The 9,965-nt window shown below is 43.5% G+C and carries 8 protein-coding genes and 1 pseudogene; 6 read left to right on the top strand and 3 right to left on the bottom strand.

Going from position 1 to position 9,965, the window contains the following annotated elements:
• Nucleotides 1–447 (bottom strand): annotated as a pseudogene (gene ardA, locus L2729_RS21105) (acrylate reductase flavoprotein subunit ArdA); the annotation flags it as partial.
• Between the two features lie 454 nt (nucleotides 448–901).
• On the opposite strand from ardA, the gene L2729_RS21100 reads away from it, so the two are divergent.
• Complete coding sequence (locus L2729_RS21100) at nucleotides 902–1,852, top strand: LysR family transcriptional regulator (protein WP_248990004.1); 951 nt, start codon at nucleotides 902–904, stop codon at nucleotides 1,850–1,852.
• A gap of 95 nt (nucleotides 1,853–1,947) precedes the next feature.
• On the opposite strand, the gene acuI is transcribed toward L2729_RS21100, so the two are convergent.
• Nucleotides 1,948–2,928: an acrylyl-CoA reductase (NADPH) gene (gene acuI / locus L2729_RS21095; RefSeq protein WP_248990003.1), complete on the bottom strand. Its 981-nt coding sequence runs from the start codon at nucleotides 2,926–2,928 to the stop codon at nucleotides 1,948–1,950.
• 247 nt (nucleotides 2,929–3,175) lie between these two features.
• Between acuI and exaC the strand changes: the two genes are divergently transcribed.
• The 3 genes from exaC (at nucleotide 3,176) to L2729_RS21080 (ending at nucleotide 7,352) form a co-directional block, all read left to right on the top strand.
• Nucleotides 3,176–4,696, top strand: coding sequence for an acetaldehyde dehydrogenase ExaC (gene exaC / locus L2729_RS21090; RefSeq protein WP_248990002.1), 1,521 nt, complete (start codon nucleotides 3,176–3,178; stop codon nucleotides 4,694–4,696).
• 219 nt (nucleotides 4,697–4,915) lie between these two features.
• On the top strand, nucleotides 4,916–6,475 hold the full coding sequence (locus L2729_RS21085) for a YjjI family glycine radical enzyme (protein ID WP_248990001.1): 1,560 nt from the start codon (nucleotides 4,916–4,918) through the stop codon (nucleotides 6,473–6,475).
• Nucleotides 6,441–7,352 (top strand): YjjW family glycine radical enzyme activase, encoded by a 912-nt coding sequence (locus tag L2729_RS21080; protein ID WP_248990000.1) that lies wholly within the window; start codon nucleotides 6,441–6,443, stop codon nucleotides 7,350–7,352. The genes L2729_RS21085 and L2729_RS21080 overlap by 35 nt, the downstream gene beginning before the upstream one ends.
• Before the next feature lie 18 nt (nucleotides 7,353–7,370).
• Here the strand turns inward: L2729_RS21080 and L2729_RS21075 are convergent, their stop codons facing one another.
• On the bottom strand, nucleotides 7,371–8,303 hold the full coding sequence (locus L2729_RS21075; RefSeq protein WP_248989999.1) for a LysR family transcriptional regulator: 933 nt from the start codon (nucleotides 8,301–8,303) through the stop codon (nucleotides 7,371–7,373).
• Between the two features lie 234 nt (nucleotides 8,304–8,537).
• Here L2729_RS21075 and trmL point away from each other — a divergent pair, with 234 nt between their 5' ends.
• Nucleotides 8,538–8,999, top strand: coding sequence for a tRNA (uridine(34)/cytosine(34)/5-carboxymethylaminomethyluridine(34)-2'-O)-methyltransferase TrmL (gene trmL, locus L2729_RS21070; protein ID WP_248989998.1), 462 nt, complete (start codon nucleotides 8,538–8,540; stop codon nucleotides 8,997–8,999).
• Nucleotides 9,000–9,621: 622 nt separating this feature from the next.
• Complete coding sequence (locus L2729_RS21065) at nucleotides 9,622–9,942, top strand: hypothetical protein (RefSeq protein WP_248989997.1); 321 nt, start codon at nucleotides 9,622–9,624, stop codon at nucleotides 9,940–9,942.
• Nucleotides 9,943–9,965: the final 23 nt, after the last annotated feature.

Here is a 9,965-nt window from a genome sequence, read left to right as displayed (position 1 = left end):
ATGGAATTCAGAGCCTGCATCTAAGGTCATTTGCAGTGCTTCTACTGCATGCGAAGCCACGTGACGAAGTAAAGCTTCATCAGCGATACCACGGCCAGATTTAAGCTGATCTGCGACCATGCGGTCAACTGAATCTTGAACGCCTTCAGTCTTTTGCATTGGCGTACCAGGCGCAGCGAACAAGCCACCATTGATGGCTGAGTTACCGCCAAAGTACGACATTTTTTCAAAAATATGTACGTCTTTTGCGCCTTTGCGTGTGGCTTCAATTGCCGCCGCTAACCCCGAAAAACCGGAACCAATAATAAGGACTTCAACTTCTTTGTCCCATTTAACGCCATCCGCTTTCTCAGAAATGGCCATTGCTGGTGCAGCCATTGCGACACCTGCTGCAGCTCCCATTCCCTTAATGAAATTGCGGCGTCCTAGCAGATCTTTATTGCTCATCTGTCATCACCCTATAGTTTTATTAGACGCAATAATGATATGACTGGAACCAGTTCCAAAACGAGAGTTAAGCAGAGCTTTATTTAAAACATTATGACAACATTTAGAAACTCAAGCTTAGATCTAATGTTTAAGATTTTTACTACTTTTGAGGTATTTTGGAATTGATTCCAAACAATGCACCAGCACTAATTATCAATCAATAAATCCAATGTAGCTCTGACTTTCCGAGCTTTTATTTGCTTTATGCCATTAGGCAAAAATCAACCAGAATAACAATATCACCACGACAATGATAATAAGCTCCCCGAGGTTGATTTATTGTAAATAGTATCCATTTTGGTCCCTAACACTCAAAAAGTTTTTCTATCTGGAATAGAAAAATGTTGAGCGGCAGGCTTCTATGTCATCATGAGTCCATACTATTAAACCAACCGCTTGCTTCAGGGATGTTATGGAATTAGAAGATATCTACCGCCAAGACCTAAGCTTATTAATCGCTCTGCAAATTTTGGTTGAAGAGCGCAGCGTGACTCAGGCTGCTAAGCGATTACACTTAAGTCAATCAGCGACAAGCCGCATTCTTGCTCGTCTACGAGAGATGCTCGACGATCCACTATTTTCCCGTGTTGGCCAACATCTTGTACCAACCCAGTTTGCACTCGATTGCTACCAGCAGTTACAACAACCGACTGGGCAACTCATTAGCTTATTAACCCCAAAAGCATTTGTTCCGTTTGATTGTGAACAACAGTTTTCTATTGCTGCAACAGATTATGCCATGCAAGCTTTAGTGCCTTTTATTCTGCCGAACATTTATCAACAGGCACCAAAAATTAGACTTGAGATACTACCGGTTCAGCATAACGAGTTGCAGGCGCAACTCAGCGTGAAAGGCGCCGATATGGCAATCTGCCGTGCTATAGGTCAAACCGGACAGTTACAGTACGCTTTTCTAGGTAAAGTCGGCGTTAGCTGTTTACTATCACCCCATCATCCATTGGCAAATACCGAGATCACCCTAGATGACTATCTGCATTACCCTCATGCAACCATTGCTATTAGTGATGGAGTAAAAGCGTTGCTCGATGATGAAATCAGCCAATATCCCGCGCGCACCGAGCTACTGAGGACACCGCATCTTGATACCGCCTTAGCCTTGCAATCAATCAACCCATTAATTATTACGTTACCTGAGGGCATGGCTGAAATAGCAGCCCTGCGGCATGGGCTAAAAGTTAAGCCTCTGCCTTTTAAGTTACCCAGTTTAGATTACAACTTGTTCTGGCACTCTCGAAGCGAACAAGATAAAGCGCAGCAATGGTTACGTAAAGAGGTTATTACTATCACTCAAAATTTGTTAAGTCAGTCTCCGCAGAACTGTGATACCGATTCTATTAAATAGTGGTTCATTCCGCGGGCATTAACTGTATTAGTGCCGAAAAATGGACACAAAAAAGCCCAGTAATTTACCGGGCTTTTTTATATCACTGAAAGTGATTAAAGCTTAACAAGGACTCGACCTGTGACTTGGCCTTTAATGATCCGTTGTGCAAAGTCAGGTACCTGTTCAAGTGCAATCGTCTCGCAGGCATCTTGGTAGTAACTTGCGGGAAGCAACTTAAGTACATCTTCCCAAGCTGCTTGGCGTTTTTCAAATGGACATGAAACTGAATCAACCCCTAACAAGTTTACCCCACGTAAAATGAATGGCATCACTGTTGTTGGTAGAGCAAAACCACCTGCAAGACCACAAATTGCTGCTGCACCACCATATTTCATCTGTGCTAATGCTGTCGCTAAGATTTTGTTACCGACAGTATCAACAACACCTGCCCAACGCTGCTTCTCTAGAGGTCTTGAGTCGACTTCAAGCTCGCTACGCTCTATTACTTCGCTAGCACCTAACTTAGTCAATAGAGGACCATTCTGCTCAACACGCCCAGAGCTTGCCACTACGCGATAACCTAATTGCGCTAGCAAGGTCACTGCAACACTACCTACACCACCACTAGCACCAGTGACGAGTACATCACCATCGCTTGGCTTAATTCCAGCTTGCTGCAATGCTTGCACGCATAACATAGCCGTTAAACCAGCTGTGCCTATTTGCATCGCTTTTGCGGCATCGCAATCTTGTGGCATCGGGACTAACCAATCCGCTTTCACCCGGGCTTTCTCTGCTAAGCCGCCCCAGTGATTTTCACCTACGCCCCAGCCAGTTAAAATAACTTTGTCACCCGTTTTATAACGCTCGTCACTTGATTCAAGTACCGTACCCGCAAAGTCGATACCAGGCACCATAGGGAAATTACGGATAATTCTACCGACACCAGTAACCGCTAAGCCATCTTTGTAGTTCAGTGATGAACATGCAACAGCGACTAATACCTCACCTTCAGGCAGATCTGTCTCTGAGATTTGACGAACATTAGCTTGGGTAAGCTTTTCTTCTTGGGTCAAAACAAGCGCGTTAAACATGACAAGTTCCTATTTAAACTGATGAGAGAAGCATAGGCCATAAACCTCTATGACTGAAGTGCATATTTTGCATATAAATAATGCACTGAACGCATAGAGGTATAACAACCTCATATTGATTAGTATATAGAGCAATAATATAGCTAAATTGTCCTACAAAAAACCACTCGACTTTATTCCTATATCCTCGTTTTTACTTTGCTACTACACTGAGTTATCGCATAAAAAACGTACGAGGGATATAAGTATGATATATAGCAAACCAGGAACACCTGACGCCATCATTAATTTCAAATCACAGTATCAAAATTTTATTGGTGGTGAATGGGTTAAACCCGTCAATGGTCTCTATTTTGATAACCCTTCACCCGTCGACGGAAAAGTGTTCTCTCAGATCCCTCGCTCAGATGCTAACGATATCGAGCTAGCACTGGATGCCGCCCATAATGCCAAAGAGAGTTGGGGAAAAACATCGGTCACCGAACGTTCTAATATCCTATTGCGTGTTGCCGATCGTATTGAGCAGAATATAGAACTCCTTGCTATAGCCGAGACTTGGGATAATGGTAAAGCAGTGCGTGAAACGTTAGCGGCCGATCTCCCTTTAGTTGTCGACCATTTCCGCTATTTTGCGGGGTGTATTCGTGCCCAAGAGGGCAGTGCTGCCGATATTGATGCCAATACGGTGAGTTATCATTTTCCTGAACCATTAGGCGTTGTCGGCCAAATTATTCCTTGGAACTTTCCAATTTTGATGGCCGCGTGGAAAGTTGCCCCCGCATTAGCCGCAGGTAACTGCGTGGTATTAAAACCTGCCGAGCAAACCCCAGCCTCTATTTTAGTGATGCTTGAGTTAATTGAAGACTTAATCCCTAAAGGTGTGCTCAATGTGGTAAATGGCTTTGGCAAGGAAGCGGGTCAGGCACTAGCTACCAGTAGTCGAATCGCTAAACTGGCCTTCACTGGCTCGACTGAAGTGGGTCATCATATTTTGAAATGTGCGGCTGAGTCGTTGATCCCATCAACGGTTGAGCTGGGTGGTAAGTCTCCGAATGTCTATTTTGCTGATGTAATGGATCATGAGGATGCGTATCTCGATAAAGCCGTAGAAGGCATGTTACTGGCCTTCTTTAACCAAGGTGAAGTATGCACTTGTCCGTCACGAGCACTGATCCACGAGTCGATTTATGACAAGTTTATTGCCAAAGTCATTGAGCGCTGCAAAACCATTAAACAAAGCAACCCACTCGATACTGACACACAAGTGGGCGCTCAAGCATCACAAGAGCAATTTGATAAAATTCTCAGCTATCTGCAAATAGGTAAAGATGAAGGTGCTGAGGTATTGGTTGGTGGCGATCTCTGTAAACTTGAAGGTGAACATAGCCAAGGTTTTTACATTAGTCCGACGATCTTAAAGGGCACTAATGATATGCGGATCTTCCAAGAAGAGATTTTTGGCCCCGTCATTTCAGTCACCACCTTTAAGGATGAAGCTGAAGCATTGGCCATCGCCAATGATACTCCATATGGCCTTGGTGCAGGTGTATGGACACGGGACATGAATACCGCTCAACGAATGGGGCGCGGTATTCAAGCGGGTCGAGTATGGATAAACTGTTATCACGCTTATCCTGCTCACGCCGCATTTGGGGGCTATAAGAGGTCAGGTATTGGTCGTGAGACGCATAAAATGATGCTAGATCATTACCAAAATACCAAGAATCTGCTCATTAGCTACGATGTTAATCCACTAGGGTTCTTTTAAATAACATCAGTATCTTAGCAACACCTAAAGCCAAATGTAGCTCGCTATTTCACCGCCGCTATATTTGGCTTTCTATTTACCTCTCTATTTCTCTGTAAAATCGAGATCTACCCCGCTGAATTTCCATAATGGAAATACCCCCTTGCCTGCTTTTCACTATAAGAATCTAGCTAATAGGCCTTAATATATTACCCATACAATATTAATGGATATTACGCCATGGCGATTCAAGAGCGACTTTCCCAGATCACCCGCGACCTAAATCTTTCTCCAAAGCAAAAATCTAACTTTTTAGCGCTAGAAGCAGATTCTAGTTTGCCATATGTAGCGGTGTCGGAAGACGTAACACAAGCCATGGATTCGGGTATTATCTGCGACATGTTTGAAGGCCATGCGCCGTTTAAGCCACGATATGTTTTGCCCGATTATGCCAAATACTTAAAGCAAGGCTCAGAATACTTAGAGTTAAGCCCAGCACAAGACTTAGATGAAGCACTTAATGCACTCACCATCCTTTACCACCATGTGCCCTCGGTGACTAATATTCCGGTGTATCTCGGTCAACTGGATGAGGTGTTGCTGCCATTCTGCCAAGGGATTGATACTGAGAGCCTATACCGCAAACTGAAGTTATTTTGGATCATGCTAGATCGCACCCTTCCTGACGCCTTTATGCACGTCAACATAGGTCCAACGGATAACATTGTCTGCCGCACAATCTTAAGAATAGACGCCGAGCTTAAACAGATTGCACCCAATCTTACGTTTATGTACGACCCACAAGTGACTCCCGATGAACTACTACAAGTTGCCGCGAGCAATATTTGTGAGTGCAGTAAACCACATATAGCCAACTATCCAATGCATGCCAATAGCTATGATGAAAAAGGCTTTGGCATTGTTAGCTGTTATAACTCACTGCCACTGGCTGGCGGTGCTAACACCTTGGTTAGGCTTAATCTAAAAGAGATTGCCCTAAGAGCCAATGACATCAGTGATTTCTTTGACAATACGTTGCCGCAATACTGCCAGCTAACCTATGAGCTAATTAATGCCCGTTGTCAGTACCTGCATCAAGAATCTAATTTTTTCAGCAGCTTCTTAGTCAAAGAGGGCCTAATTGAAGAGTCACGCTTTGCACCTATGTTCGGCATTTACGGCATGGCGGAAGCCGTAAATATTCTGCAAGGTAATCCAGAGCTAACTGAATCTCATACAGAGAAACCAAGCCCTCACTACGGTCACCATCAAGCGGCGAATGAGCTTGGACATAAAATATCTAAAGCACTGGATACCATCGTCAAATCAACTCCAGTTGACTATGGCTATAACGGCCGTGCGTTACTGCACTCTCAAGGCGGTATTAGTCTAGATAAAGATGTCACTCCCGGTGTGCGTATTCCCTATGGTACCGAGCCAAACCCGATAGCTCACATCAAAGCACTGGCAGAACATCATCAATATTATACTTCTGGGATCAGCGATATTCTCACTATTGACGAAACGGTTAAATCGAATCCACAAGCCATGTTCCAACTCTGTAAAGGCGCATTAAACTTAGGTTTTCGCGAGTTTACCGCTAACGTCGCCTCAAACGATCTAGTGCGTGTAACAGGCTACATGATTAAACTATCTGACATTGCTCGTTTTAAAGAGGCGGGTTCACGCACTAATACCACAGGTTTAGGTGCAGAAGCGGCAATAAATACTAAGATCCTTGAACGTCAGCCACGTGTTGTTGCTCATGAAAATGCACCAAGCTACGCGAAGTCGAATTAACTTGGATAGAGTCGCAACAGTTAATCAAATCATTCCTTTCTCTTGTGTAGATGGGCCTGGTAGCAGGCTTGTTATCTTTCTACAGGGATGTAATTTTAACTGTAAAAATTGCCACAATCCTCACACCATAGACTGGTGTGATAGTTGTGGCGATTGCGTACCGACCTGCCCAGAAAAAGCCCTGACACTGATTACAGATGATAATAAAAGTCAGGTGATCTGGGATCAACAATTATGCACCCAATGCGACATCTGTCTATCCGTTTGCCCCAAGCAATCAACGCCAAAAACACTGCGTTATAGTGTCGAAGAACTGCTCACTCTTATCCGCGCTCAAATGCACTTTATTAATGGCATCACCATCAGTGGGGGGGAAGCCAGTTTGCAGCTGCCCTTTATTATTGCGTTATTTCGCGAGATGCAGTCGAGCAAGGATTTAGCACACCTAAGCTGCATGATAGACAGTAACGGCAGTCTAAGCCTAAATGGTTGGCAACAAGTATTACCCTTTATACAAGGTGCCATGATTGATCTTAAGTCTTGGCAACAAGACACCCACCGCTATATTACCGGCCGAGATAACCATCGTGTTTTTAGCGCATTGAAGCTGCTTGCCGAACAGGGGAAATTGTATGAGGTCCGTTTACTGCACATTCCAGAGATCAGTGATTTTGATAGCGAAATCGATGCCGTGGCGAGCTATCTAGCCCAACTGCCGGCAGCTGTAAGAATCAAGCTAAATGCATTTCAGCATCATGGGGTTACAGGCGATGCATTAATGTGGCCAAGTTGCACTGAGGCGCAAATTCACCAACTCGCTAATGCACTTACTCAACGCGGCGTGAATAATCTCATTTTACCCAATCTATACCTATAGAAATGCTATTCAATCAGGTTACTTAAACTGTTGCCGAGTAAAGTCGACCAGTTGCTCATAGAACCAACGATGCGCAGGATCCTTCATACTCTGCTTGTGCCACACTAAGCTGTACGCAACCTCTCCGTAATCAAGCGGTAGGGATTTAGTCACCAAGCCTCTAGCCTGAATGGCATTTTCAGCCCAGCGGCGTGAACAGGTAAATAACAGCTCACTGTGATGACACATTAAGGCCGCACTACCAAAGTCAGCCACCGACAAAGGCACCGCTCGATTTCGAGCTTGCTGGGCCAACTTCATCTCGAAAAAAGGCCTATTCAGATCCGTATCACTAATACCTATATGACTATATCCAAGATAGTCATCAATAGAGATATGATCTTGATTGGCTAAGGGGTGGTTATGATTCATTAAACACACCATCTCGTCATTTATTAATGTCTCCCACACCAATTCATGCTGTGCAATGGGCGGCTGACTTCGGTCATGGGGCAATACGATAAAATCTAAACTGCCTTTAACTAACCCCTCAAAACCGACACTGTCTTTAGCAAAGATATCGAGTCGAATATTTGGGGCTAACAACAGTACATGTGCCGCTAGTTTAGCAGCGAGTAACTCAAAGGTACTTTCTCGCATAGCCAAGGAAAACCGACCTCTATAAGCCGCAGGGCTGAAAGCCTCTTGAGTTACTAGTAGGTTCATGTCACTGATAATTTGGTGGACATTTGGACCTAAACGACGTGCCAAAGGGGTTGCTACAAGTTTGTTTCCATGCCGATAAAACAGATCATCATCAAGGCTTTGCCGTAGTTGGCTTAGCGTTTTACTCACTGACGAGGGGCTTAAGCATAATCGTTCTGCACTCGCAGTTACGCTTAGCGTATCTAGCATGACATGCAAGGTGATCAGATGCTTCATACTGATCCGTGAAAGTTTAGCGAGATCCATTACAATGCTCATAGGTAACCAGTGTATCTATCTACTCGAATATAGAGATAAATGGCTTAAGAGGATATCTGCATTTCTCATATTCACGGGCCACTTCACGCTACACTACTATTTTCCGCTACCCACTTTTTCCCGTATAATGAATTATTCATTAAGTAATGATCAAATAAGAGCTTTCGGGCTCTCCATTACAGATTAAAATAATCTCAGCTCATACATTTTAGGCAGGCCAGCATGTTTCATATAGCGCTTTACGAACCCGAAATAGCCCCTAACACCGGCAATATAATCAGATTAATCGCTAATAATGGCTGCAAACTGCACTTAATTGAACCTCTTGGCTTTGATTTAGAAGATAAAAAATTACGCCGTGCTGGGCTAGATTATGCAGATTTGGCTAATGTGATCCATCATAAAAACTTTGAGTCTTTTCTCGAAGCAATGCAAGGCAAGCGAATTATGGCTTGTACGACCAAAGGCAGCCGCCCACATTCAGAAATCAGCTTTAAACAAGATGACGTGTTGTTATTTGGCCCAGAAACCAGAGGCTTACCTGCTGATATAATAGACTCAATTCCAACTGAACAACGTTTGCGTATACCGATGATGTCGACGAGTCGCAGCCTTAATCTTTCAAATGCGGTTGCTATCATCAGCTATGAAGCTTGGCGACAACTCGATTACCAAGGCTCTTAACAGCTTAAAGCACTTCAAATCAGCCAATGTCATATTTTCAAAAACAACCACTAGACTGAACAATGGTTGCTACTTAATATGAACCGATAATATGATAGAGCCTCTGTTTTTAGGCTTTATCGTATCTAAGTCAACATAAAATAAACCTCGCATCGTAATCGCAATTATCGCCATGTAAGAATACGGTTGGAATATAAATACATAGCGCCCCCAAAAGTCATTGATTAACTTGACCTAAATAAATACTTAGCCAATCTATAAAACCACTCTAAAATAAGCTCAAAACTTATCGCTGTTTCCTTCCTAATTTACATCCAAACAATCACTTTAAGCACAAATAGGTTTTAAACAATTCAACATTACAGCAATCAAAAGTTTCATTGGTCAACTCCCGTCTGAACGTATCAATATGAACTAATCTCAAGGTTTATGAGGCATCGTTGTTGAAACTTTAGGATGAAGCAACGTCTAGACACCAGAAAGCTCCGGGCTCCGACGGGAATACCCTACAGATACGCCAGTAGCTTTAAAGAGATCATCAATGAGCGTTGTCCAACTTAGGTTAGCAATTTATAATATGTAAAAAACTTTGTTCGATAGATTGGAGCAAAGTGGGAAATTAATGCCATTGGTATCAATTCAGTCGTTTCATCAGTTCATCAACTCAAAACCACAAATTGCGGACGTAAAAAAGCCCGTTGCGTTAGCAACGGGCTATTCACTCTCTTTCGAGACCAAGATAAAAAGAGTGGCGACTGGAAATGTTCGACTTGCACCTCGGCATCATGGCCACTGCACTACCATCTCTGTTGTGTTGTCCTTTATATTCTGTTGTTCCGTCAGTTCATCAACTCAAAAACCACAAATTACAGACGTAAAAAAGCCCGTTGCGTTAGCAACGGGCTGTTCACTCTCTTTCGAGAAATTAGGCGCCTGGAAATGACCTACTCTCACATGGGGAAACCC

The organism is Shewanella gelidimarina (assembly GCF_023283945.1).
Taxonomy (GTDB): domain Bacteria; phylum Pseudomonadota; class Gammaproteobacteria; order Enterobacterales; family Shewanellaceae; genus Shewanella; species Shewanella gelidimarina.
This window is presented reverse-complemented; position numbering and strand designations above follow the sequence as displayed.

Coding starts and splice junctions, on each gene's coding strand:
- L2729_RS21080 (WP_248990000.1), top strand. CDS start 6,441: ATGAAAATGCACCAAGCTACGCGAAGTCGAATTAACTTGGATAGAGTC.
- exaC (WP_248990002.1), top strand. CDS start 3,176: ATGATATATAGCAAACCAGGAACACCTGACGCCATCATTAATTTCAAA.
- acuI (WP_248990003.1), bottom strand. CDS start 2,928: ATGTTTAACGCGCTTGTTTTGACCCAAGAAGAAAAGCTTACCCAAGCT.
- L2729_RS21085 (WP_248990001.1), top strand. CDS start 4,916: ATGGCGATTCAAGAGCGACTTTCCCAGATCACCCGCGACCTAAATCTT.
- trmL (WP_248989998.1), top strand. CDS start 8,538: ATGTTTCATATAGCGCTTTACGAACCCGAAATAGCCCCTAACACCGGC.
- L2729_RS21075 (WP_248989999.1), bottom strand. CDS start 8,303: ATGGATCTCGCTAAACTTTCACGGATCAGTATGAAGCATCTGATCACC.
- L2729_RS21100 (WP_248990004.1), top strand. CDS start 902: ATGGAATTAGAAGATATCTACCGCCAAGACCTAAGCTTATTAATCGCT.
- L2729_RS21065 (WP_248989997.1), top strand. CDS start 9,622: ATGCCATTGGTATCAATTCAGTCGTTTCATCAGTTCATCAACTCAAAA.